The following is a 24885-nucleotide window of genomic DNA, read 5'->3' on the forward strand; positions in this document are numbered from 1 at the left end:
GACGATTACTCGCCTTTCACGCGCTCAATGTTTGCGCCCAGCGCACGCAGTTTATCTTCGATGCGCTCATAGCCGCGATCGATGTGATAAATACGGTCGACCACCGTCGTACCTTCAGCAATACAACCCGCCAACACCAGGCTTGCTGACGCACGCAGATCGGTCGCCATCACTTGCGCGCCGGAGAGCGTTTCCACACCGTGGCAAATCACAGTGTTGCTTTCGATTTCCGCGTGAGCGCCCATACGGCTCAGCTCAGGCACGTGCATGAAGCGGTTTTCAAACACGGTTTCCGTGATGAAGCCTGTTCCTTCCGCCACCAGATTCAGCAGCGTGAACTGGGCCTGCATATCAGTCGGGAACGCCGGGTGCGGCGCAGTGCGTACATTGACCGCCTTCGGACGCTTGCCGTGCATGTCGAGGCTTATCCAGTCGTCGCCGACTTCGATATCCGCACCCGCATCACGCAGCTTCGCCAGGACGGCATCCAGCGTGTCAGGTTGCGCATTGCGGCAGATAATTTTGCCGCGAGAAATCGCTGCTGCAACCAGGAAAGTGCCGGTTTCAATACGGTCTGGCAGAACGCGATAAATACCACCGCCGAGACGTTCAACACCTTCGATGGTAATGCGATCGGTACCCTGGCCGCTGATCTTCGCACCCAGCGCAATCAGGAAATTAGCGGTATCGACGATCTCCGGCTCGCGCGCGGCGTTTTCAATAATGGTGGTGCCTTCAGCAAGTGTTGCCGCACACATAATAGTGACCGTCGCGCCGACGCTCACCTTATCCATAACGATATGCGCGCCTTTCAGACGGCCATCAACGGACGCCTTCACATAGCCTTCTTCCAGCTTGATCGTCGCGCCTAACTGCTCCAGACCGGTAATGTGCAGGTCAACCGGACGCGCGCCGATGGTGCAACCGCCCGGCAGTGAAACCTGCCCCTGGCCAAAGCGAGCAACCAACGGTCCGAGCGCCCAGATAGACGCACGCATGGTTTTCACCAGATCATACGGTGCACAGAAGACGTTAACGTCACGCGCATCAATGTGCACGGAACCATTACGCTCAACTTTCGCACCCAACTGGCTCAGTAGCTTCATGGAAGTGTCAACGTCCTTCAGTTTCGGGACGTTTTGGATCTCTACAGGTTCTTCCGCCAGCAGCGCCGCAAACAGGATCGGCAGTGCGGCGTTTTTAGCGCCTGAAATTGTGACTTCGCCCTGGAGCTTCGTTGGCCCCTGAACACGAAATTTATCCATTATTCTGTTCTCTGTTAAGAATTTATCTTCGCTACCGGCACATCACCCGTAGCTCAAAAACCATTAAGTTTGCGATCGCGCGCCCATTCCGCTGGGGTAAACGCTTTAATCGACAAAGCATGAATGCGGTTGTCCGCAATGTACTCCATCAACGGGCCATAGACTGATTGCTGCTTCTTGACCCGGCTCATGCCTTCAAACATCTCACCCACGGCAATAACCTGAAAGTGACTGCCGTCGCCAGAAACGTGGACTTCCTGGAGGGAGAGCGCATTCATCAGCACGCTCTGAATTTCATTATTTTCCATGGGCTCTTCATTCGTCAGATAGTGAAAACAGCCCAACATCTTAGAGCAAAGTGGCGCTGTCATAAATAAGCAAAAAGCCTCGCTGATAAATCAGACAAGGCTTTGATGGCAGATCCCTTATGATGGGGATGCTGGATGAAGGCACAAGGCCTTATCCAGCCTGAAAAAATTAACGCGGAAGGACATCGTCAGGCAGATTGTAAAGCTGCGCCAGCGTGTAAACTTTATCGTTAACACCAGCGAGCGAAACGCTGTTCCCCTGCTGCTTGCCCTGATCAATCAAGTGCAGCAGTAACGCCAGACCACCGGTATCCACACGGGAAACCTGGTTCAGGTCGATGCAGGTTACCCCTTGCATCGCCTCAACTCGCGCATCCCATAATGGATTTAACACGTCTTGATCCAGCTCTCCCGCCAGCACCAGCTTGTCACCTTCACGCTTCCAGGTGAGTGACTGGGTCATTATTTTTTCTCTTCCAGGGTAATTTTCTGCTGAGAAATAGATTTCAGCTGTGCTGTCAGGCCATCGATGCCTTTGGTACGCAGCAGGTCGCTCCACTCATTCTGTTTGGTGGTGATCATGCTGACGCCTTCGGCGATCATGTCATACGCCTGCCAGTTACCGGTTTGCGAGTTTTTACGCCACTGGAAATCCAGACGAACCGGAGGACGGCCATTCGGATCGATAATGGTCACGCGGATAGGCACGATGGTCGCATCACCCAGCGGCTGCTCAGGGGCAATCTGATAGGTCTGACCGTGATACATTGCCAGCGCCTGACCGTAAGCCTGCTTCAGATATTCACGAAAGGCGGCGAAATAGGCGTCACGTTGTGCCGGGGTCGCTTCTTTGTAGTAGCGGCCCAGGACCAGCGCACCAGCATATTTAACCTGTACGTATGGCAACAATTCCTGATCGACAACATCGCGCAGGTAATCCGGGTTTGCGCGGATTTTAGGTTGCTCGTTCTTCAGGCGGTCAAAGGTCTTCTGCGCCGCCTCATTCATCAACTTGTACGGGTTAGTCTGATCCGCCGCGGTTGCCGCGCTAAGGGGGGCAATGATCAGCATAGCCACCATCATCAATCGTTTAAACATACGTCGATTCTCCTGAGATTATTTCGTTGCGCCCGCAGGCGTAGTGGCTTCATTATTGCCTTCAGTTGCGGCTGGCGCATCGCCAGAATTCTTATTGTCATCACCTTTACTGTTGCTGTTGTAAAGGAACTGACCAATCATGTCTTCCAGTACCATCGCGGATTTCGTGTCCTGAATCGTACCGCCATCTTTGAGGATAGACGTTCCCAGCTCAGGATCTTCAAAACCGACGTTCAATGCCAGATACTGCTCTCCCAGCAGGCCGGAAGTACGGATGCTCAGGGAGCTGGTGTCAGGAATATGGTTAAAACGCGATTCGATTTCCAGGGTCACGCGCGGCAGGTACGTTTTCGGATCCAGCGAGATATCCGATACGCGTCCAACCACCACTCCGCCGATCCGCACCGGAGAGCGTTCTTTCAGGCCGCCAATATTATCAAAAGTCGCATAAATCGTGTAAGTCGGCTCAGTACGCATTGAGGTAACATTCGCTGCCTTCAGGCAGACAAACAGCGCAGCCAGCAGCGCAATCAGCAGAAATAACCCGACCCAAATTTCATTTTTTTTCGTTTGCATGAACTCAATTCCCAAACATCAGTGCGGTGAGCACAAAATCCAGCCCCAGAACGGCGAGAGAGGCGTGCACAACGGTGCGTGTCGTTGCCCGGCTAATGCCGGCTGAGGTCGGGATCGCATCATAACCATTGAACAATGCAATCCAGGTGACCGTTATGGCGAACACCACGCTCTTAATCAGACAGTTGACCAGATCCAGACGCCAGTCGACGGCATTTTGCATCGCCGACCAGAAAAAGCCTGCATCAATACCTTTCCAGCTAACGCCAACCAGCGAACCGCCCCAGATCCCCACCGCGACAAAAATAACCGTCAACAGCGGCAATGAAATGACACCGGCCCAAAAACGCGGAGAGATCACCCGACGCAGCGGATCGACGGCCATCATTTCCAGACTGGAGAGTTGCTCGGTCGCCCGCATCAGGCCAATCTCTGCGGTTAAGGCCGATCCGGCGCGCCCGGCAAACAGTAGCGCCGCAACAACCGGCCCCAGCTCACGTAACAATGACAGCGCCACCAGCATGCCAAGGCTGGTTTCCGCACTGTAGGTCGTCAGAACCAGGTATCCCTGCAACCCCAGCACCATACCGATGAACACACCAGAAACAATAATGATCAGCATCGATAAGACACCGACATTATAGAGCTGGCGTATCAGCAGCGGCGCATGTTTGCGAAACTCCGGCTTGCCGACAACCGCATTGAACAACATTAATCCGGCTCGCCCGAACGTCCTGAGGGTTTTAATCCCTCGATGTCCGAGTGATGCCAGCGCATTTAACAACATGGGTGGCTTAACTCCCTGTTTTGAGTAAATCGATGTGGTAGTCGCCCGCCGGATAACGGAACGGAACCGGCCCATCAGCAATACCGTCAAGGAACTGACGTACGCGCGGGTCGGCGTTTTCTTGCAGAGCCTGAGCACTACCGTAGGCCACTATTTTTTTGTCCGCCATAATATAGGCGTAATCTGCAATACTCAGCACCTCAGGCACATCATGGGACACCACCACGCAGGTGACGCCCAGCGCACTGTTCAGTTCCGAAATCAGTTTCACCAGCACACCCATGGTAATGGGATCCTGGCCGACGAAGGGTTCGTCAAACATAATGAGGTCAGGCTCCAGCGCGATGGCGCGTGCTAACGCGGCACGCCGTGCCATCCCACCGGATAATTCAGAAGGCATTAACTTTGCCGCGCCCCGCAGACCAACAGCTTCAAGCTTCATCATCACCGTGCTTTTCAGCAACGCTGCAGGCAACGTCGTATGCTCGCGTAGCGGATACGCGACGTTGTCAAACACGTTCATGTCGGTAAACAGCGCGCCGGACTGAAACAACATACTCATGCGTTTACGCACGGTAAATAAACGCGAACGGGACATGGCCGGAACGTTCTCGCCGTCGAACAGGATCTCGCCCTTATCCGGGGGTATCTGTCCGCCAATCAGACGCAATAGCGTCGTTTTGCCGATGCCTGATGGCCCCATGATCGCCGTCACCTTACCACGCGGCACCGTCAGGGAAATATTATCAAAGATGCAGCGATCGCCTCGGGAAAAGCTGACATCGCGCATATCGACTAGATTCGCCACAGACTGACCCATTGATTCATCCTTTACTATTGCCTCGTTGATCGAAGAGTTTGGCGCTCAATTTAGCCCTGAACCCAACATATTTACAGATTATTGCCCGTCCTGGTTAGCGAAAGCTGGCATTTGTTTTACTTTTTAGCCGCATAAAGTCAAAATTAAGACTTCGTTACGGCTTCCAGAAGATCCTTCAAGTGGACCGGCGAGTATACCTGAAGAAAGGACTTTAGATGCTTTTAGCGACGGCGCTGTTAATAATTGGTTTACTTCTGGTGGTCTACGGTGCCGACCGTCTGGTATTTGCCGCATCCATTTTATGTCGAAATTTCGGTATCCCCCCCATTATTATTGGGATGACCGTTGTGAGCGTAGGGACGTCGTTACCCGAGATCATTGTCTCTGTAGCGGCATCAATAAATGGGCAACTCGATCTGGCCGTGGGTACCGCTATCGGCTCTAACATTACCAACATTCTGCTTATTTTAGGTCTGTCGGCGCTGATTCATCCTTTTACCGTGCATTCTGATGTTCTGCGCCGTGAATTACCGCTAATGTTGCTGGTGAGTATTTTAGCCGCATCCGTGTTGTATGACGGCCAGTTGAGTCGTAGTGACGGTTTCTTTCTCCTGCTTCTGGCCGTGCTATGGCTGCTATTCATTGTTAAAATCGCCCGTCTGGCTGAGCGACAAGGCAATGACACGCTGACCCGGGAGCAGATAGCGGAGCTTCCACGCGAAGGCGGATTACCGGTCGCATTTTTGTGGTTGGGCATTGCGTTGATTATTATGCCAATGGCAACACGGATGGTGGTGGATAACGCCACCGTACTGGCGAACTATTTCGCCATGAGCGAACTCACTATCGGGCTGACGGTAGTCGCTATTGGCACCAGTTTGCCAGAGCTGGCAACGGCCATTGCAGGTCTGCGTAAAGGCGAAAACGATATTGCCGTTGGCAACATCATCGGCGCGAACATTTTTAATATTGTTATCGTCCTCGGGTTACCGGCGCTGATTACGCCGGGTGAAGTCAATCCGATGGCCTTCACCCGTGACTATAGCGTCATGCTGCTGGTGAGCGTGATTTTTGCACTACTCTGCTGGCGACGTCCGCGCCAGATTGGTCGCGGCGCGGGTGCGCTGCTGACCGGCGGTTTTATCATATGGCTGGCGATGCTGTATTGGTTATCGCCACTTCTCGTTGGATAACTGGAAACGCATTATGTCGCACTTAGAGTTGCAACCGGGTTTTGACTTTCAGCAAGCAGGCAAGGAAGTCCTGGCAATTGAACGTGAAGGCCTGGCGGAGCTTGATCAGTACATTAATCAAAACTTTACCCTCGCCTGTGAAAAAATATTCAGTTGCCCGGGCAAAGTCGTGGTGATGGGGATGGGGAAATCCGGACATATTGGGCGGAAGATGGCGGCCACTTTTGCCAGCACCGGCACCCCCTCATTTTTCGTGCACCCGGGCGAAGCCGCGCATGGTGATTTAGGCATGGTCTCGCCGCAGGATGTGGTGATCGCCATCTCTAACTCCGGCGAATCCAATGAGATAGCGGCGTTAATCCCGGTATTAAAACGTCTTCATGTCCCGCTTATCTGCATCACCGGCCGTCCGGAAAGCAGCATGGCGCGTGCGGCAGATGTGCATCTGTGTGTTAAAGTGCCCAAGGAAGCTTGCCCGTTAGGCCTGGCGCCGACCAGCAGCACCACCGCAACGCTGGTGATGGGCGATGCCCTTGCCGTGGCGTTATTAAAAGCACGCGGCTTCACCGCGGAAGATTTTGCGTTATCGCATCCGGGTGGCGCACTGGGCCGTAAGCTTTTGCTGCGTGTTAACGATATTATGCATACGGGTGATGAGATTCCGCATGTTAATAAAAGCGCCAGCCTGCGTGACGCCTTACTTGAGATCACACGTAAAAATCTCGGCATGACCGTCATTTGCGATGATGCAATGAAGATTGACGGTATTTTCACGGATGGCGATTTACGTCGCGTCTTTGATATGGGCGTAGATGTACGCCAGTTAGGCATTGCCGATGTGATGACCCCTGGAGGCATTCGCGTGCGTCCGGGCATTCTTGCCGTTGATGCCCTGAACTTAATGCAGTCCCGCCATATCACTTCGGTAATGGTTGCTGATGGCGACCAGTTACTCGGTGTGTTACATATGCATGATCTGCTGCGTGCAGGTGTAGTGTAAGAAACTCAAGGATAAAGAAAATGAGTAAAGCAGGTGCGTCGCTTGCGACCTGTTATGGACCCGTCAACGCTGACGTTATCACCCGGGCTGAGAACATCCGTTTGCTGATCCTGGATGTGGATGGCGTATTGTCTGATGGTCTGATTTATATGGGCAACAACGGTGAAGAGCTGAAGGCTTTTAACGTCCGCGATGGCTACGGAATTCGCTGTGCGCTCACTTCCGGTATTGAGGTTGCTATTATTACCGGACGAAAGGCTAAACTTGTAGAAGATCGCTGTGCCACATTGGGGATCACGCATCTGTATCAGGGGCAGTCAGACAAACTGATCGCCTTTGACGATCTGCTTGGAAAACTGGCGATCGCGCCGGAAAATGTGGCCTATGTTGGCGATGACCTGATCGACTGGCCAGTGATGGCAAAAGTGGGATTAAGCGTAGCGGTGGCGGATGCCCATCCATTGCTGATTCCACGCGCCGACTACGTCACCCGTATCGATGGGGGACGCGGCGCTGTACGTGAAGTCTGCGATTTATTACTCCTGGCGCAGGGCAAACTGGACGAGGCCAAAGGGCAATCGATATGAGCAAAACCAGACGTTGGGTTATCATTCTACTGTCGCTGGCTGTCCTTGTGATGATTGGTATTAACCTGGCAGACAAAGACGAGGCCACTCAGGTCGCCGTCAATAACAACGAGCCAACCTATAAAAGCGAACATACCGATACCGTCGTGTATAGTCCGGAAGGCGCGCTGAGCTATCACTTGATCGCCCAACACGTTGAATATTATTCGGAGCAAGCGGTTTCGTGGTTTACTCAACCGGTATTAACCACGTTTGATAAAGATAAAGTACCGACCTGGTCAATCAAAGCCGATAAAGCCAAATTGACCAACGATCGAATGCTGTATCTGTACGGCCATGTTGAAGTTAACGCCCTGGTGCCTGACTCTCAACTACGCAGAATTACGACCGATAACGCACAGATTAACCTGGTGACTCAAGACGTCACTTCTGATGATCTTGTCACGTTATATGGCACAACATTTAACTCCAGCGGACTGAAGATGCGCGGCAACTTACGCAACAAGAACGCCGAGCTGATTGAAAAGGTTAGAACCTCATATGAAATCCAAAATAAACAAACTCAGCCTTAATCTTGTGCTTGCCAGTTCACTTCTGGCCGCCAGCATTCCGGCATTTGCCGTCACCGGCGATACCGAGCAGCCGATTCATATCGAGTCGGACCAGCAGTCCCTGGATATGCAGGGCAACGTGGTGACGTTTACTGGTAACGTGATTGTGACTCAGGGCACCATCAAAATTAATGCCGATAAAGTCGTTGTGACCCGCCCGGGCGGTGAAGACGGTAAAGAAGTGATTGATGGTTACGGTGAGCCCGCCACCTTTTACCAGATGCAGGACAACGGTAAGCCAGTGAAAGGCCGCGCCTCACACATGCACTATGAACTGGCGAAAGACTTCGTCGTGCTCACCGGTAAGGCTTACCTGGAACAGCTCGATAGCAACATCACGGGTGATAAGATCACCTATCTGGTAAAAGAGCAGAAAATGCAGGCCTTCAGCGATAAAGGCAAACGCGTCACCACCGTTCTGGTTCCGTCGCAGTTGCAGGACAAAAACAAGGCTCCGGCAGAGAAAAAAGGTAACTGATTCGTTATGGCAACATTAACTGCAAAGAACCTTGCAAAGGCCTATAAGGGCCGCCGTGTGGTGGAAGATGTCAGTCTGACCGTCAACTCCGGGGAGATCGTCGGTCTGCTTGGTCCTAACGGTGCGGGCAAGACAACGACATTTTACATGGTGGTCGGCATTGTCCCGCGCGATGCGGGCAACATTATCATTGATGACGAAGATATCAGTCTGCTGCCACTGCATGCGCGCGCGCGTCGCGGCATCGGCTACCTACCGCAGGAAGCGTCTATTTTCCGTCGCCTGAGCGTGTTTGATAACCTGATGGCGGTACTGCAAATTCGTGACGATCTCACCAGTGAGCAGCGGGAAGATCGCGCCAATGAGCTGATGGAAGAATTCCATATCGAACATCTGCGTGACAGCATGGGCCAATCGCTCTCCGGTGGTGAACGACGCCGTGTGGAAATCGCCCGCGCGCTGGCCGCGAATCCGAAATTTATCCTGCTTGATGAACCGTTTGCCGGTGTTGACCCGATTTCCGTTATCGATATCAAACGGATCATCGAACACCTGCGCGACAGCGGGCTTGGGGTGTTGATTACCGACCATAACGTCCGCGAAACGCTGGCAGTTTGTGAGCGCGCCTATATCGTGAGCCAGGGACACCTGATCGCCCACGGCACGCCGACAGAAATACTGCAGGATGAGCACGTTAAGCGCGTATACCTTGGGGAAGACTTCAGACTCTGATAGGGTAGAAGACTTCACGTCACCGCAGGAGAAAACAACTCTGAACATGAAGCAAGGTTTGCAACTCAGGCTTAGCCAACAACTGGCGATGACGCCTCAGCTACAACAGGCTATCCGTCTGTTGCAGTTGTCCACGCTGGAACTTCAGCAAGAACTTCAGCAAGCGCTGGAAAGTAACCCACTGCTCGAGCAAACCGATCTTCACGACGAAATTGATACCCAGGAAAAACAGGACAGCGAATCCCTCGATACCGCAGATGCGCTCGAACAAAAAGAGATGCCAGAGGAATTGCCGCTTGACGCCAGTTGGGATGAAATCTACACCGCCGGTACGCCTTCAGGCACCAGCGGAGATTACATTGACGACGAACTGCCTGTTTATCAGGGGGAGACCACGCAATCGCTGCAGGATTACCTGATGTGGCAAGTGGAGCTGACCCCGTTCTCGGATACCGATCGCGCCATTGCGACATCGATTGTTGATGCGGTTGACGAAACCGGTTATCTCACCGTGACCCTGGACGATATTCTCGAAAGCATGGGCGATGACGACGTCGGTATGGATGAAATCGAAGCCGTGCTTAAACGCGTTCAGCGCTTTGATCCCGTTGGCGTGGCAGCCAAAGATCTGCGTGACTGCTTACTGATCCAACTTTCGCAATTTGATAAGTCCACGCCATGGCTGGAAGAAGCGCGCCTGATCATCAGCGATCACCTCGATCTGTTAGCCAACCATGACTTTCGCTCGCTGATGCGCGTAACCCGACTGAAAGAAGACGTGTTGAAAGAAGCCGTCAACCTCATCCAGTCGCTCGATCCCCGCCCAGGACAGTCGATCCAAACCGGCGAGCCGGAATACGTCATCCCGGATGTGCTGGTGCGTAAGCATAACGATCGTTGGGTGGTCGAACTCAACGGCGACAGCATTCCACGCTTGCAGATTAACCAGCACTACGCCGCGATGTGCAATAGCGCGCGCAACGATGCCGACAGCCAGTTTATTCGTAGCAATTTGCAGGATGCGAAGTGGCTGATTAAAAGTCTGGAAAGCCGCAATGATACGCTGCTGCGCGTCAGTCGCTGTATCGTTGAACAGCAGCAGGCCTTCTTTGAGCAAGGCGAAGAATTTATGAAACCGATGGTGCTGGCGGATATCGCCCAGGCCGTCGAGATGCACGAATCGACCATTTCCCGAGTGACCACGCAAAAGTATTTGCACAGTCCGCGCGGCATATTTGAACTGAAGTATTTCTTTTCCAGTCACGTTAACACTGAAAGCGGGGGCGAAGCCTCATCCACAGCGATCCGCGCACTGGTGAAGAAATTAATTGCTGCGGAGAACCCCGCGAAACCGCTGAGTGACAGCAAGTTAACCTCTATGCTGTCGGATCAGGGTATCATGGTGGCGCGCCGCACCGTTGCGAAGTACCGAGAGTCTTTATCCATTCCGCCGTCTAACCAGCGCAAACAACTGGTGTGACCCAACCGATAAGGAAGACACTATGCAGCTCAACATCACTGGAAACAACGTCGAAATCACGGAAGCTCTGCGCGAGTTTGTTAATACCAAATTCGCCAAGCTTGAACAATATTTCGACCGGATTAATCAGGTCTATATTGTGTTGAAAGTGGAGAAGGTTACACATATCTCGGATGCAACACTGCATGTAAACGGTGGTGAAATTCATGCCAGCGCGGAAGGTCAGGATATGTACGCCGCCATTGACGGTTTAATTGATAAACTGGCTCGGCAGTTAACAAAACATAAAGATAAACTGAAACAGCACTAACTTGTCCGGGCAGTTAGCGGGTGCAGGACGGCCTGTTGTGCAGCACAACGGGCCATTTGTACAGTTAGCGCTTAGGTGAAATTATGACAAATAACGATACGACTCTACAACTGAGCAATGTTCTTAACCAGGAATGTACGCGCGCGGCCGTTCACTGCCAAAGCAAGAAACGCGCACTGGAAATCATCAGTGAACTGGCGGCAAAACAGCTCAGCTTGCCCTCTCAGGTGGTATTTGAAGCCATTCTGACGCGTGAAAAAATGGGCAGTACCGGCATCGGTAATGGTATTGCCATCCCGCACGGCAAGCTGGAAGAAGACACGATGCGCGCGGTTGGCGTGTTTGTGCAACTCGAAACCCCCATCGCCTTCGACGCCATTGATAATCAACCCGTCGATCTGCTTTTCGCCCTGCTGGTCCCGGCAGACCAAACCAAGACGCATTTGCATACATTATCGCTGGTCGCCAAACGTCTGGCAGATAAAGCCATCTGCCGTCGCCTGCGCGCCGCACAGAGTGACCAGGAGTTGTATCAAATCATCACGGACACCGAAGGTGGACAGGATGAAGCATAACAACCCAATGGCATCCTTTTTTGTCGTTGTGAGGAGAAACAGTACATGGTACTGATGATCGTCAGCGGTCGTTCAGGGTCAGGCAAATCCGTTGCCCTGCGTGCGCTGGAAGATATGGGTTTTTACTGCGTGGATAACCTTCCCGTAGTGCTGTTGCCCGATCTGGCTCGTACACTGGCCGATCGCCAGATTTCTGCGGCCGTCAGCATTGATGTGCGTAACATGCCGGAATCCCCGGAGATTTTCGAGCAGGCAATGAACAATCTGCCTGAAGGCTTCTCACCGCAGTTGCTGTTCCTTGATGCCGACCGTAACACGCTGATTCGCCGCTACAGCGACACGCGTCGTTTACACCCCCTCTCCAGCAAAAACTTGTCGCTGGAAAGCGCTATCGATAAAGAAAGCGATTTGCTGGAGCCGCTGCGTTCCCGCGCAGACCTGATTGTTGATACCTCCGAAATGTCCGTACACGAACTGGCAGAAATGCTGCGTACCCGACTGCTGGGCAAACGTGAACGTGAATTAACGATGGTATTCGAATCCTTTGGTTTCAAACACGGTATCCCGATTGACGCGGACTACGTCTTTGACGTGCGCTTCCTGCCCAACCCACACTGGGATCCGAAGCTGCGCCCGATGACCGGTCTTGACCGCCCTGTCGCCGCCTTCCTCGACCGGCACACAGAAGTACACAATTTTATCTACCAGACCCGCAGCTATCTTGAGCTATGGTTACCCATGCTGGAGACCAACAACCGCAGCTACCTCACTGTAGCCATCGGCTGTACCGGCGGGAAACACCGTTCGGTGTATATTGCAGAGCAGCTGGCAGACTACTTCCGCTCACGCGGTAAAAACGTGCAGTCACGCCATCGTACGCTGGAAAAACGTAAATCATGACCGTGAAGCAAACCGTTGAAATCACTAATAAGCTGGGCATGCATGCCCGGCCAGCAATGAAACTTTTTGAATTGATGCAGGGTTTCGAAGCAGAAGTTTTGCTGCGTAATGATGAAGGAACGGAAGCCGAGGCAAACAGCGTTATCGCGCTGCTGATGCTGGATTCTGCGAAGGGGCGGCAGATAGAAGTTGAAGCCACAGGCCCGCAGGAAGTTGAAGCTCTGGCCGCGGTGGTTGCCCTGTTTAATTCAGGGTTTGACGAAGATTAATCGAGTACACAGAACGTAGCCAGTAGGCCGGATAAGGCGTTTACGCCGCATCCGGCAATAACTCCGCTAATACAGCTTATTTTCCCGCATAAACGACTCACCGCCTAACTGGCGCATTTGGCGCATAATCCACGCCTGACGGCTACGCACATAACCCGAAGGCGCATTCGCTTTAAAACGTAAAGGATTAGGTAGGACCGCCGCCAGCAAGGCCGCTTCAGACATACTTAAGCGACTGGCAGGTTTATGAAAATACCGCTGCGCCGCCGCCTCCACGCCAAAAATGCCGTCGCCAAACTCCGCAACGTTCAGATAGACGGTCAGAATACGTTTCTTGCTCCAGACCGTTTCCATCCCCAGCGTGAGCCCGGCTTCAAGGCCCTTACGCACCCAGCTACGTCCATCCCACAGAAAGAGGTTTTTTGCCGTCTGTTGCGATAACGTTGACGCCCCGCGAATACGGTTTTCATTACGTTCATTATGCGCCAGCGCTTTCTCGATGGCAGAGACATCAAATCCCCAATGGTCAGGGAACTTCTGGTCCTCGGCGGCAATCACCGCCAGTCCCATCCACGGTGAGATCTCATCCATACTCACCCAGTCAGAGTGCGCCACATACCCGAAATCACCGGATAACCATGCGCCCAGTTGCCGCTCGACCATCACCGCCGAGAACGGCACCGGCATCACGCTGAAAAGGGCGATGCCCCCACCCCAGAATACGGCGAGGACGATAACCGCCCGTAGAAAGATACGCCGCAGAAAAGCGGTAACGCCTGTTCTCATTCAACCAACACCAGCACACGCGAGACCAGTTTATCGATGCCACTCGCGGCCTGAGCGATATCCTGCGCCAGCATATAGGCGGGCGTGGTGACAATTTTGTTGTCTTCATCAACGACAATGTCATCAACCGGACAAGGCACATGTTCAGCGCCCATCTCCTCCAGTACCTCTGCCGTATCGATATCCGTGCCAATGGTCAGACGCAGCGGAAAATCAAAAATTTTGGGTAACATGGCGGGCGCAATACACATAAATCCCAACGGTTTCCCCATCTGATGCATGGCAACTGCCAGCGCGGCTAAATCACTGTCAACCCGGCATTCGCTGCCCTGGCTGGCAAAATTACTCAGATTTTTGGCGGCGCCAAACCCACCCGGCACGATCAACGCATCCAGTTCCGTTGAAACCGCCTGAGCAAGCGGGCGAATCTCGCCGCGTGTGAGGCGAGCGGCTTCAATCAGGACATTGCGTGTTTCCGGCATCGGCTCGCCGGTCAGATGATTAATCACATCAGCTTGTTGTTTATCCGGTGCGAAGCAGACGGCCTGCGCGCCATTGCGGGCAATGGCCAGCAGCGTGAGTACGGTTTCATGGATCTCTGCACCGTCATACACACCGCATCCGCTGAGCACGACTCCCACTTTTTTCATCGTGATACTCCTTTCTCAACTGGCTGAAACATATTAGTTATTATGATTTAAATGCTACGCTTCACACATTTAACTGATTCATGTAACAAATTATTTAAGATTTGCTATCTTAACTGCGTGCGGCCTGAAAAATAGGGCTGTGCCTTTGTAAACAATGACAATAAGTTACGGCGCAGCCACGATTTCCCTGGTGTTGGCGCAGTATTCGCGCACCCCGGTCAAGCCGGGGTCATTTTTTTTCCACGCTCGCCACCCAGGCTTTTAGTACCGCCACGTCGTGCTGCCACTCCTGCTTCATCTCTTCAATCCATTCAGCAACGTTATCTTCCCAGGCTGGAAGATCTGGCGACTGGATTTGCTGACCTAACTGTTGCAGATGGCGCAGCCCCACCGAACCTGCCGCACCTTTAATTTTATGACCTTCCTCAACCACGCCTTTTTTATCACGTGCAGTAAGATTGGATTCCAGCACGCTCAAATATCCCGGCATCATCTTCTCAAACACCGCCAGCCCGTCGGTAATTAACTTCGGTCCCACCAGCTCGAGGTATTGTTCCAACATAGGAATATCTAACAGCGCTTGCGATTTACTGCTCTCTTCAGATGTCACAGTGCTCTCCTCTTTGTTTCGGGTATCCCAGTATTTTTTGATCATGGCGGTTAAAGCCGGGACTGACAGCGGCTTACTCAGCACGTCGTCCATTCCCGCATCCAGATACTCTTTTTTATCTTTCAGAACGTTGGCGGTAAGGGCCACCAGCGGCGGCAGATCTTCACGCGCGTATTTTTGCGTAAGCTCGCGGGAGATATCCAGCCCGGTCATATCCGGTAGCTGAATATCCAGCAATACCAGGTCATATTCACCCGGCGTGAACATTTCCAGCGCGGCTTTCCCGGTCATGGCGACATCCACGCTATTACCCAGTTTTTCCAGCACTGAGCGCGCGACAATGACGTTCAGTTCAATGTCTTCCACCAGCAGGACATTCAGGGCGGGCAGCGGCATGTCATCGTCTTCAAAAGCGTCTTCAATCTCTTCCGCTACCGCAGGCGCATGCACAGTCAGCGTAAAGACAGAACCTTTACCAGCCTGGCTGGAGACCGTAATATCGCCGCCCATATTTTTCGCCAGACGCTTTGATACGGCCAGACCAATCCCGGTTCCTGTTGCCGGTTTGCCGCCGTTACTGTCCTTCACCTGATAATACATGGCGAAGATTTTATCCTGTTCATCCTGCGGAATGCCGATCCCGGAATCTTCTACCTCGAAATGCAGCATATTCCCCTGGTCATAGCGCGCCCGCACGGTCACCTGCCCCTGCTGGGTAAACTTCACGGCGTTGCTGATCAGATTCCACAGAATCTGGCGCAAACGCGTGCCGTCGGTAATCACTTTATGCGGCAACGGTAGCGTTGGCTCAAGCACAAAACGCAGCCCTTTTTGCTGTGCCTGCAGGCCAGAGAGGTTTTCCAGATCCGCCATAAAGCTGGTGAAATCGATCGGCTGGTTATCGAGCTGGACTTTACGCCGCTCCATCTTATCCATATCGATAATATCGTTGAAAATATTGCCCAACGTCACGGCAGAGACATGGATAGTTTTCAGGTATTTTTCCTGCTCGGCGGTCAGATCCGTATCCAGCAGGATCCGGCTTAAGCCAACGATGCCGTTCAGCGGCGTACGCAGCTCGTGACTGATGGTAGAAATAAACGTGGTCTTATCGCGGCTGGCGCGTTCAAGCGCGTCCTGATAACGCTTACGTTCGGTAATATCGCGACCAAAGCCCATCAGGCCATGACGTTTACCAACGCGGTCGTAGTAAGGCACTTTACGAATTTCAAAGCAGGCTTTGCGTCCATCCGGATAGTCCAGCCACTGTTCATAGGTGAGCGAGACGTTATGACGAAACACCTTCTCGTCGGTCTCAATAACTTTTTCAGCCGCCTCAGGGGAGTAAACGTCAGCCGGTTTCAAATTCACCAGTTGCTTTTCACTCTTGCCGGTCAGCAACTCCATGGCGCGGTTACAGCCGGAAAATTCTTTATCTTCATTACGATAAAAGACCAGGTCCGGCGAGGCATCAAGGAAAGAGCGTAAAAATGAAGACTGTTGCTCAAGCTGAATCTGCGCTTCTTCGCGCTCTTTGATTTCGACCTTCAGTTGCTCAAACGTTTCCTGACGCTCCGCTTCAGCTTTTTCGCGCTCAACAATTTCCTGATTGAGCTGGGCGATATTATCTTTCAACTGCACATTGAGCTTGAGATCGCGCTCGCGCATCTCTTCCAGCTTTTGCACCAGCCGTGACAGACGCTGCCGGGATTCCTCCAGTTGCTCCACCACCACTGACAAAAAATAGACGGCCCAGGGGGTAATTAACAGACCAAAAAAGATAGAGCGGATGACATCAATGCTTTCTACCTGGCCATGCAGCACCATGGTGACAGCCATTTGCACCACAATTGCCAACACGACCAAAGCCAGCGCTAATAGCAGCGAAAAGCGCACCAGACCTAACTTCATCATCAGGTCGACATAATATTGCGCCAGCATACGAATTTGCTTCATAGAGGGTTCCTTCACGACAACTTGGCACAATAATACTCAATTCTCAGCGTGACGTTGAAGATTGTGCAAGAAATGCGGCGGTTATCGGTGAAATGACCGAGGAGTGGTTCATCGTAGGCCGGATAAGTTCATCGTAGGCCTGATAAGCGAAGCGCCATCAGGCAAGCAGGCGCAGATTGCCTGATGGCGGCTTTGCCTTATCAGGCCTACATACTAGCTCCCCAGTTGCACCCACGGCGTACCCAGCGCCGAGCCTTGCACGCCGTGCTCGTTAAGGTACTTATCCAATTCGACCATCCCCGTCCAGCGATTTTCACACCATAGCGGCGCCAACAGCGTTGGGCGACGCGCGCTGGCGGAAATACGATGATAAATCACCTCCGGCGGCGTATGGCGGATCATCTCACCTGCGGTAATCGTGTAGTCGTCCAGTTCAATCCCGTTCAGCCGCCCGGCTTCCCAGGCTTTTGCCATCGTACTGCCTTTCACAATATGCAGCGGATGCAGCTTAATACCGTCAACGCCCGTCTCCACCACGCGTTCCATGGTTTGCAGACATTCTGCCTGCCCTTCTCCCGGCAGACCGACGATCAGATGCGAGCACACTTTCAGCCCGCGCTCGCGCGCCAGCCGCGTGGTGTTTTGGTAGCAGGCGAAATCATGGCCGCGGTTAATTCGGTGCAAGGTTTTGTCATGCGCGGTTTGCAGACCGAGCTCCAGCCACACTTCATAGCCCAGGTCTTTATACTCGCAAAGCAGATCAAGCACCGCTTCCGGCACACAGTCGGGGCGTGTCCCAACGCATAACCCAACGATACTGGCCTGGCTGACCGCCTGTTGATACATCGAACGCAGCACCTGTACTTCAGCAAAGGTGCTGGTGTAGGCCTGGAAATAGGCCAGATAGCGTTTTGCGCGATTGACCAGGTGCGCCTGATGTTCAAGCTGCTCGGCTATGGAATGGTGCTGCTGCGCTTCATCGGCAAACGAGGCAACATTACAGAAAGTACATCCGCCGCGCCCGATGGTGCCATCGCGATTTGGGCAGCTAAAGCCGCCGTGCAACGTGAGTTTATGAACCTTTTGTCCATAACGGCGAGAAAGATCCCCACCAAACATATTGACTAATTTCTGTAACTGCATAATCTGGTAGACCGCGCCTTGAAAAGAGGCCAAAGCCTGCCATTTTTTGCCCCAGTCGGCGATGACCTGGATCAATCGCCCTGGCGAGCCTTTACTTATTGCATAACAAATCAAAATAATCGAAATTTCATTCATTAAAAATGTAATTACTTTTCCTTATATTCGACTCTTTTTTTTATCTTCTTATACTCTTTGCATAAAAACAGTATCTTTAAGACGCCAAAACTTTAAAAACCAGCATAAAATGCCAAACATCTTGATAAACAAAGGCAGGACGAGGGTTATACAGCCGTTCTGACAGTGAGACAGATCACACTTCCCTGACCGTTCCCCCTACGTTAAACCTATGTAAAAAACCCTTTTATTTCAGCAATTTCATAAAGTTAATTGCCCTATAGCACATTTTTGCATAAATAAGATTGCCATTTGACCTGTGTGTGGATTCCCGATAACGTGGAAATCCGCTGGAAGCTTTCTGGATGAGCAGCCTGCTCATCATATTTATGCAGTAATTGAGATTCCCTCTGAAGCAAGTCCTCAAACTTGTTTGACCTGTGCGAAAAGGATAAAGAGGGCGAATGCGAGGTAAGCGTATGCACGCAAACCCCGTCGCCATGCTCTTGGTGTGCCCGTGCGCAACGGTTTAGATGGGAATCCCGCAGAGCCTGGGGAGGTTCACTCATATGTTGTACGATAAATCTCTTGAGAGGGATAACTGTGGTTTCGGCCTGATCGCCCACATAGAAGGCGAACCTAGCCACAAGGTAGTGCGTACCGCCATACACGCACTGGCCCGCATGCAGCACCGTGGCGCAATTCTTGCCGATGGAAAAACCGGCGATGGTTGCGGTCTGCTGTTACAAAAACCGGATCGCTTTTTCCGCATCGTGGCGCAAGAGCGCGGCTGGCGTTTAGCCAAAAATTACGCCGTCGGCATGATCTTTTTAAATAAAGACGCTGAACTGGCGGCAGCCTCTCGTCGCATAGTCGAAGAAGAATTACAGCAGGAGACCCTGTCGATTGTCGGCTGGCGCGACGTGCCGACCAACGAAGGTGTTCTCGGTGAAATCGCTCTATCCTCCCTGCCTCGTATTGAGCAAATTTTCGTTAACGCCCCTGCGGGTTGGCGCCCACGTGATATGGAACGACGCCTGTTCATCGCCCGCCGTCGTATTGAAAAACGCCTCCTGCAAGATAAAGACTTCTACGTCTGTAGCCTGTCGAACCTGGTGAACATTTATAAAGGTCTGTGTATGCCGGCGGATCTGCCGCGCTTTTACCTGGACCTCGCGGACCTGCGTCTGGAATCGGCCATCTGCCTGTTCCACCAGCGCTTCTCCACCAACACCGTGCCGCGCTGGCCGCTGGCGCAGCCGTTCCGCTATCTGGCGCACAATGGCGAAATCAACACCATCACCGGTAACCGCCAGTGGGCGCGCGCCCGTACCTATAAATTCCAGACGCCACTGATCCCTGACCTGCATGACGCCGCGCCGTTCGTCAACGAAACCGGCTCCGACTCCAGTTCCATGGATAATATGCTGGAGCTGCTGCTGGCGGGCGGGATGGACATCATCCGCGCCATGCGCTTACTGGTGCCGCCGGCCTGGCAGAACAACCCGGATATGGACCCGGAGCTGCGCGCGTTCTTTGACTTCAACTCTATGCACATGGAACCGTGGGACGGCCCGGCGGGCATCGTCATGTCCGATGGTCGCTTTGCCGCCTGTAACCTCGATCGTAACGGCCTGCGCCCGGCGCGCTACGTCATCACCAAAGACAAGCTGATTACCTGCGCCTCTGAAGTCGGGATCTGGGATTATCAGCCGGATGAAGTGGTGGAAAAAGGCCGCGTCGGCCCTGGCGAGCTGATGGTTATCGACACCCGCAGCGGCCGCATTCTGCACTCAGCGGAAACCGATAATGACCTGAAAAGCCGCCACCCCTACAAAGAGTGGATGGAGAAAAACGTTCGTCGCCTGGTGCCGTTCGAAGAGCTGGCTGACGATCAGGTCGGCAGCCGCGAGCTGGACGATGATACCCTCGCCAGCTACCAGAAACAGTTTAACTACAGCGCCGAAGAGCTGGATTCCGTCATTCGCGTGCTCGGTGAAAACGGCCAGGAAGCGGTCGGCTCAATGGGTGACGATACCCCGTTTGCCGTGCTGTCCAGCCAGCCGCGCATCATTTATGACTACTTCCGTCAGCAGTTCGCGCAGGTGACTAACCCGCCGATCGACCCGCTGCGTGAAGCGCACGTTATGTCGCTGGCCACCAGCATCGGTCGCGAAATGAACGTCTTCTGCGAAGCCGAAGGTCAGGCACACCGTCTGAGCTTTAAATCACCGATCCTGCTGTACTCCGATTTCACCCAGCTCACCACCATGAAAGAGGAGCATTATCGCGCTGACCGGCTGGATATCACCTTTGATGTGACCGAAACCACGCTTGAAGAGACCGTCAAAGCCTTGTGCGATAAGGCGGAACAGATGGTACGTAACGGCACGGTACTGCTGGTGCTTTCTGACCGTAACATCGCGAAAAACCGCTTGCCGGTTCCGGCACCGATGGCCGTGGGCGCAGTGCAAACGCGTCTGGTAGAACAAAGCCTGCGTTGCGACGCCAACATCATCGTTGAAACGGCGAGCGCGCGTGACCCGCACCACTTCGCGGTGCTGCTCGGCTTCGGTGCGACGGCCATTTATCCGTATCTGGCCTATGAAACGCTGGGGCGTCTGATCGACACTCAGGCGATTGCCAAAGATTACCGGACCGTGATGCTGAACTACCGTAACGGCATCAACAAAGGTCTATACAAGATCATGTCCAAAATGGGCATCTCAACCATCGCCTCTTACCGCTGCTCGAAGCTGTTTGAAGCCGTTGGTCTGCACGATGATGTCGTGGCGCTGTGCTTCCAGGGCGTAGTCAGCCGCATCAGCGGCGCAGCTTTTACCGACTTCCAGCAGGATCTGCTAAACCTCTCGAAACATGCCTGGCTGGCGCGGAAACCGATTAGCCAAGGCGGTTTGCTGAAGTACGTCCACGGCGGCGAATACCACGCTTACAACCCGGACGTGGTACGCACGCTGCAACAGGCTGTACAAAGCGGCGAATACAGCGACTATCAGGAATATGCCAAGCTGGTCAATGAGCGTCCGGCGGCCACGCTGCGCGATCTGCTGGCGATTACGCCTGGCGATGAAGCCGTGAGCATTGACGAGGTAGAGCCCGCGAGCGAATTATTTAAACGCTTTGATACCGCAGCCATGTCTATCGGCGCATTAAGCCCGGAAGCACATGAGGCGCTGGCGGAAGCGATGAACAGCATCGGCGGTAACTCTAACTCCGGCGAAGGCGGCGAAGATCCTGCGCGTTATGGCACCAACAAGGTATCGCGTATTAAGCAGGTGGCTTCCGGTCGCTTTGGCGTAACCCCGGCGTACCTGGTCAACGCCGACGTCATTCAGATTAAAGTCGCTCAGGGCGCGAAACCGGGCGAAGGCGGTCAGTTGCCGGGTGATAAAGTTACCCCGTACATCGCCAAACTGCGCTATTCGGTGCCGGGGGTGACGCTGATCTCCCCGCCGCCGCACCACGATATCTACTCTATCGAGGACTTAGCGCAGCTGATTTTCGACCTTAAACAGGTTAACCCGAAGGCGATGATCTCGGTGAAGCTGGTGTCCGAACCGGGTGTCGGCACCATCGCTACCGGCGTGGCAAAAGCCTATGCGGATCTGATCACCATCGCCGGCTACGACGGCGGCACCGGCGCAAGCCCGCTCTCCTCTGTGAAATATGCGGGCTGCCCATGGGAGCTGGGTCTGGTGGAAACCCAGCAGGCGTTGGTCGCCAACGGTCTGCGTCATAAGATTCGTCTGCAGGTCGATGGCGGTCTGAAAACCGGCGTGGATATCATTAAAGCGGCGATTCTTGGCGCGGAAAGCTTTGGTTTCGGCACCGGCCCAATGGTCGCGCTGGGCTGTAAATACCTGCGTATTTGCCATCTGAATAACTGCGCAACCGGCGTGGCAACTCAGGACGACAAACTGCGTAAGAACCACTATCACGGTCTGCCGTTCAAAGTGACCAACTACTTTGAATTTATCGCCCGCGAAGTACGCGAGCTGATGGCCGAGCTGGGCGTGAAACGTCTGGTGGATCTGATTGGTCGTACCGACCTGCTCAAAGAGCTGGAAGGGTTTACCGCCAAACAGCAGAAGCTGGAGCTGTCGCGTCTGCTGGAAACCGCCGAGCCGCATCCTGGTAAGGCGTTGTTCTGCACCGAGAACAACCCGCCGTTTGATAACGGCGTACTGAACGCACAGCTACTGCAACAGGCAAAACCGTATGTCGACGAGCGCCAGAGCAAAACCTTCTGGTTCGATATCCGCAACACCGACCGTTCCGTCGGCGCGTCGCTGTCTGGCTATATTGCCCAAACCCACGGCGATCAGGGCCTGGCATCTGACCCGATTAAAGCGCACTTCAACGGTACTGCAGGCCAGAGCTTTGGCGTGTGGAACGCGGGCGGCGTGGAGCTGTATCTGACCGGCGATGCCAACGACTATGTCGGCAAAGGTATGGCGGGCGGCCTTATCGCGATTCGTCCGCCAATAGGTTCCGCATTCCTCAGTCATAAAGCGAGCATCATTGGTAATACCTGCCTGTACGGCGCCACCGGCGGTCGTCTGTTTGCGGCAGGTCGTGCGGGCGAGCGCTTTGCGGTACGTAACTCCGGCGCAATCACCGTGGTGGAAGGTATCGGCGACAACGGCTGCGAATACATGACCGGCGGCATCGTCTGTATTCTCGGCAAAACGGGCGTTAACTTCGGGGCAGGCATGACGGGCGGATTCGCCTACGTACTGGATGAAGATGGCGATTTCCGCAAGCGCGTGAACCCGGAACTGGTGGAAGTGCTGGACGTTGATTCTCTTGCCATTCACGAAGAACACCTGCGCGGTCTGATTACCGAGCACGTACAACATACCGGCTCTTCACGCGGCGAAGAGATCCTGGCTAACTGGCCAGCATTCTCAGCGAAATTCGCGCTGGTAAAACCAAAATCCAGTGATGTGAAAGCACTGTTGGGTCACCGTAGTCGTAGCGCAGCAGAGCTGCGTGTGCAGGCGCAGTAAGGGGTAGCAGCAATGAGTCAGAACGTATACCAATTTATCGACCTGCAGCGCGTTGATCCGCCTAAGAAACCGCTGAAGATCCGTAAGATCGAGTTTATCGAGATCTACGAGCCTTTTTCTGAAGGCCAGGCGAAAGCGCAGGCGGATCGCTGCCTGTCCTGCGGCAACCCGTACTGCGAGTGGAAATGCCCGGTGCATAACTACATCCCAAACTGGCTGAAGCTGGCCAACGAGGGGCGTATTTTTGAAGCAGTTGAGCTGTCACACCAGACCAACACCCTGCCGGAAGTTTGCGGCCGCGTCTGCCCGCAGGATCGTCTGTGTGAAGGGTCCTGTACCCTGAATGACGAGTTCGGCGCGGTGACCATCGGTAACATCGAGCGCTATATCAACGATAAAGCGTTCGAAATGGGCTGGCGCCCGGATATGACCGGTGTGCGCCAGACGGACAAACGCGTGGCGATTATCGGTGCGGGGCCGGCGGGCCTGGCCTGCGCTGATGTGCTAACCCGCAACGGCGTGAAGGCAGTGGTGTTTGATCGTCATCCGGAGATCGGTGGTCTGCTGACCTTCGGCATTCCGGCTTTCAAGCTGGAGAAAGAGGTCATGACCCGCCGCCGTGAAATCTTCACCGGCATGGGTATTGAGTTCAAACTCAACGTGGAAGTGGGCCGTGACGTCCAGCTCGACGACCTGCTGAAGGATTACGACGCGGTATTCCTTGGCGTAGGTACTTATCAGTCGATGCGCGGCGGACTGGAGAACGAAGACGCTTCCGGCGTATTCGACGCCCTGCCATTCCTGATCGCCAATACCAAACAGTTGATGGGCTTTGGCGAAAGCAGCGACGAGCCGTACATCAGCATGGAAGGCAAACGCGTCGTCGTTCTCGGCGGTGGCGATACGGCAATGGACTGCGTGCGCACTTCGGTTCGCCAGAACGCAGCACACGTAATCTGCGCCTATCGCCGCGACGAAGAGAACATGCCGGGTTCCAAGCGCGAAGTGAAAAACGCGCGTGAAGAAGGCGTGGAATTCCAGTTCAACGTCCAGCCGTTAGGCGTGGAAGTGAATGCCAACGGTAAAGTATGCGGCGTGAAAATGGCGCGTACCGAAATGGGCGAACCGGATGCGAAGGGTCGTCGCCGCGCGGAGATCGTCGCCGGTTCCGAGCACGTTGTACCGGCTGATGCGGTGGTACTGGCGTTTGGTTTCCGTCCGCACAGTATGGAATGGCTGGCAAAACACAGCGTCGAACTGGATTCTCAGGGCCGGATTATCGCTCCCGAACGCAGTGACATCGCCTTTCAGACCAGCAACCCGAAAATCTTCGCCGGTGGCGATATCGTGCGCGGTTCTGATCTGGTGGTCACCGCGATTGCCGAAGGTCGTAAAGCGGCTGACGGGATTCTGAATTATCTGGAAGTGTAACTCTTCGGGCTCCCCTGCCACAGCCTGACGCTGATGGATGGGGAGCTAATATTTTTCCGCTTACATGGTCAGCTTACTGGTATTACTCACAGACGAACTCATTCGTTCGCAAACCATGCTCGAAACACAACTCGCACGCGGTGGTTCACTGACGACGGAGAAAAATTAGCGAAACC

The 24885-nt window shown here is 53.7% G+C and carries 24 protein-coding genes and 1 pseudogene; 14 read left to right on the plus strand and 11 right to left on the minus strand.

Annotation, left to right across the window (positions count from 1 at the left end):
- Positions 1-5 precede the first annotated feature (5 nt).
- From murA to mlaF, 7 genes are all read right to left on the minus strand, one after another.
- On the minus strand, positions 6-1265 hold the full coding sequence (murA, locus tag FDX09_RS13185; RefSeq protein WP_137347343.1) for a UDP-N-acetylglucosamine 1-carboxyvinyltransferase: 1260 nt from the start codon (positions 1263-1265) through the stop codon (positions 6-8).
- Positions 1266-1318: 53 nt separating this feature from the next.
- Positions 1319-1573, minus strand: coding sequence for a BolA family iron metabolism protein IbaG (gene ibaG / locus FDX09_RS13190; protein WP_032940719.1), 255 nt, complete (start codon positions 1571-1573; stop codon positions 1319-1321).
- Between the two features lie 169 nt (positions 1574-1742).
- Positions 1743-2036, minus strand: a complete 294-nt coding sequence (gene mlaB / locus FDX09_RS13195; protein WP_038634251.1) for a lipid asymmetry maintenance protein MlaB — start codon at positions 2034-2036, stop codon at positions 1743-1745.
- Positions 2036-2671, minus strand: coding sequence for a phospholipid-binding protein MlaC (gene mlaC, locus FDX09_RS13200; protein WP_038634253.1), 636 nt, complete (start codon positions 2669-2671; stop codon positions 2036-2038). The genes mlaB and mlaC overlap by 1 nt, the downstream gene beginning before the upstream one ends.
- An 18-nt stretch (positions 2672-2689) precedes the next feature.
- Positions 2690-3247, minus strand: a complete 558-nt coding sequence (gene mlaD, locus FDX09_RS13205; RefSeq protein ID WP_038642894.1) for an outer membrane lipid asymmetry maintenance protein MlaD — start codon at positions 3245-3247, stop codon at positions 2690-2692.
- Positions 3248-3251: 4 nt separating this feature from the next.
- Positions 3252-4034 (minus strand): lipid asymmetry maintenance ABC transporter permease subunit MlaE, encoded by a 783-nt coding sequence (gene mlaE / locus FDX09_RS13210; RefSeq protein ID WP_085048643.1) that lies wholly within the window; start codon positions 4032-4034, stop codon positions 3252-3254.
- Positions 4035-4041: 7 nt separating this feature from the next.
- A complete protein-coding gene (gene mlaF / locus FDX09_RS13215) occupies positions 4042-4854 on the minus strand; it encodes a phospholipid ABC transporter ATP-binding protein MlaF (RefSeq protein WP_038634255.1) in 813 nt (270 codons plus the stop codon).
- Between the two features lie 215 nt (positions 4855-5069).
- Between mlaF and FDX09_RS13220 the strand changes: the two genes are divergently transcribed.
- The 11 genes from FDX09_RS13220 to npr all read left to right on the plus strand — a co-directional run bounded on the left by FDX09_RS13220 (position 5070) and on the right by npr (position 12989).
- Positions 5070-6047 carry a calcium/sodium antiporter gene (locus FDX09_RS13220; RefSeq protein WP_038634258.1) on the plus strand — a complete coding sequence of 326 codons (978 nt, stop codon included), beginning with the start codon at positions 5070-5072 and terminating at the stop codon, positions 6045-6047.
- Between the two features lie 13 nt (positions 6048-6060).
- Entirely contained in the window at positions 6061-7047 is a 987-nt protein-coding gene (gene kdsD / locus FDX09_RS13225) for an arabinose-5-phosphate isomerase KdsD (protein WP_085048642.1), read from the plus strand.
- Positions 7048-7067: 20 nt separating this feature from the next.
- A complete protein-coding gene (kdsC, locus tag FDX09_RS13230) occupies positions 7068-7634 on the plus strand; it encodes a 3-deoxy-manno-octulosonate-8-phosphatase KdsC (protein WP_069324401.1) in 567 nt (188 codons plus the stop codon).
- On the plus strand, positions 7631-8206 hold the full coding sequence (lptC, locus tag FDX09_RS13235; RefSeq protein WP_038634267.1) for an LPS export ABC transporter periplasmic protein LptC: 576 nt from the start codon (positions 7631-7633) through the stop codon (positions 8204-8206). Before kdsC ends, lptC begins: the two co-directional genes overlap by 4 nt.
- Positions 8175-8723, plus strand: a complete 549-nt coding sequence (lptA, locus tag FDX09_RS13240; protein WP_038634270.1) for a lipopolysaccharide ABC transporter substrate-binding protein LptA — start codon at positions 8175-8177, stop codon at positions 8721-8723. The genes lptC and lptA overlap by 32 nt, the downstream gene beginning before the upstream one ends.
- Before the next feature lie 6 nt (positions 8724-8729).
- Positions 8730-9455 carry an LPS export ABC transporter ATP-binding protein gene (gene lptB / locus FDX09_RS13245; protein ID WP_003025073.1) on the plus strand — a complete coding sequence of 242 codons (726 nt, stop codon included), beginning with the start codon at positions 8730-8732 and terminating at the stop codon, positions 9453-9455.
- Between the two features lie 46 nt (positions 9456-9501).
- Positions 9502-10935, plus strand: coding sequence for an RNA polymerase factor sigma-54 (gene rpoN, locus FDX09_RS13250; RefSeq protein ID WP_137347344.1), 1434 nt, complete (start codon positions 9502-9504; stop codon positions 10933-10935).
- A gap of 22 nt (positions 10936-10957) precedes the next feature.
- Positions 10958-11245: a ribosome hibernation promoting factor gene (gene hpf / locus FDX09_RS13255; RefSeq protein ID WP_038634275.1), complete on the plus strand. Its 288-nt coding sequence runs from the start codon at positions 10958-10960 to the stop codon at positions 11243-11245.
- 83 nt (positions 11246-11328) lie between these two features.
- On the plus strand, positions 11329-11820 hold the full coding sequence (ptsN, locus tag FDX09_RS13260) for a PTS IIA-like nitrogen regulatory protein PtsN (protein WP_038634278.1): 492 nt from the start codon (positions 11329-11331) through the stop codon (positions 11818-11820).
- A gap of 45 nt (positions 11821-11865) precedes the next feature.
- Complete coding sequence (gene rapZ / locus FDX09_RS13265; RefSeq protein ID WP_003025085.1) at positions 11866-12720, plus strand: RNase adapter RapZ; 855 nt, start codon at positions 11866-11868, stop codon at positions 12718-12720.
- Entirely contained in the window at positions 12717-12989 is a 273-nt protein-coding gene (gene npr, locus FDX09_RS13270; protein ID WP_003025086.1) for a PTS phosphocarrier protein NPr, read from the plus strand. The genes rapZ and npr overlap by 4 nt, the downstream gene beginning before the upstream one ends.
- Before the next feature lie 66 nt (positions 12990-13055).
- Here npr and mtgA read toward each other — a convergent pair whose 3' ends face one another.
- The 4 genes from mtgA to FDX09_RS13290 all read right to left on the minus strand — a co-directional run bounded on the left by mtgA (position 13056) and on the right by FDX09_RS13290 (position 18134).
- Positions 13056-13775 carry a monofunctional biosynthetic peptidoglycan transglycosylase gene (gene mtgA, locus FDX09_RS13275; protein WP_038634281.1) on the minus strand — a complete coding sequence of 240 codons (720 nt, stop codon included), beginning with the start codon at positions 13773-13775 and terminating at the stop codon, positions 13056-13058.
- Positions 13772-14425, minus strand: coding sequence for an isoprenoid biosynthesis glyoxalase ElbB (gene elbB / locus FDX09_RS13280; protein WP_038634284.1), 654 nt, complete (start codon positions 14423-14425; stop codon positions 13772-13774). Before elbB ends, mtgA begins: the two co-directional genes overlap by 4 nt.
- 229 nt (positions 14426-14654) lie before the next feature.
- Positions 14655-16991, minus strand: a complete 2337-nt coding sequence (gene arcB / locus FDX09_RS13285) for an aerobic respiration two-component sensor histidine kinase ArcB (protein WP_069324404.1) — start codon at positions 16989-16991, stop codon at positions 14655-14657.
- Between the two features lie 213 nt (positions 16992-17204).
- Positions 17205-18134 (minus strand): TIGR01212 family radical SAM protein, encoded by a 930-nt coding sequence (locus FDX09_RS13290; protein WP_110496730.1) that lies wholly within the window; start codon positions 18132-18134, stop codon positions 17205-17207.
- Between the two features lie 683 nt (positions 18135-18817).
- Between FDX09_RS13290 and gltB the strand changes: the two genes are divergently transcribed.
- The 3 genes and pseudogenes from gltB to FDX09_RS23935 form a co-directional block, all read left to right on the plus strand.
- Complete coding sequence (gltB, locus tag FDX09_RS13295) at positions 18818-23278, plus strand: glutamate synthase large subunit (protein WP_137347345.1); 4461 nt, start codon at positions 18818-18820, stop codon at positions 23276-23278.
- Positions 23279-23290: 12 nt separating this feature from the next.
- A complete protein-coding gene (locus tag FDX09_RS13300) occupies positions 23291-24709 on the plus strand; it encodes a glutamate synthase small subunit (RefSeq protein WP_137347346.1) in 1419 nt (472 codons plus the stop codon).
- A gap of 82 nt (positions 24710-24791) precedes the next feature.
- A pseudogene (locus tag FDX09_RS23935) lies at positions 24792-24878 on the plus strand (hypothetical protein); the annotation flags it as partial.
- Positions 24879-24885: the final 7 nt, after the last annotated feature.

It is taken from the genome of Citrobacter sp. wls717, from assembly GCF_005280955.1.
Lineage (GTDB): Bacteria > Pseudomonadota > Gammaproteobacteria > Enterobacterales > Enterobacteriaceae > Citrobacter > Citrobacter werkmanii.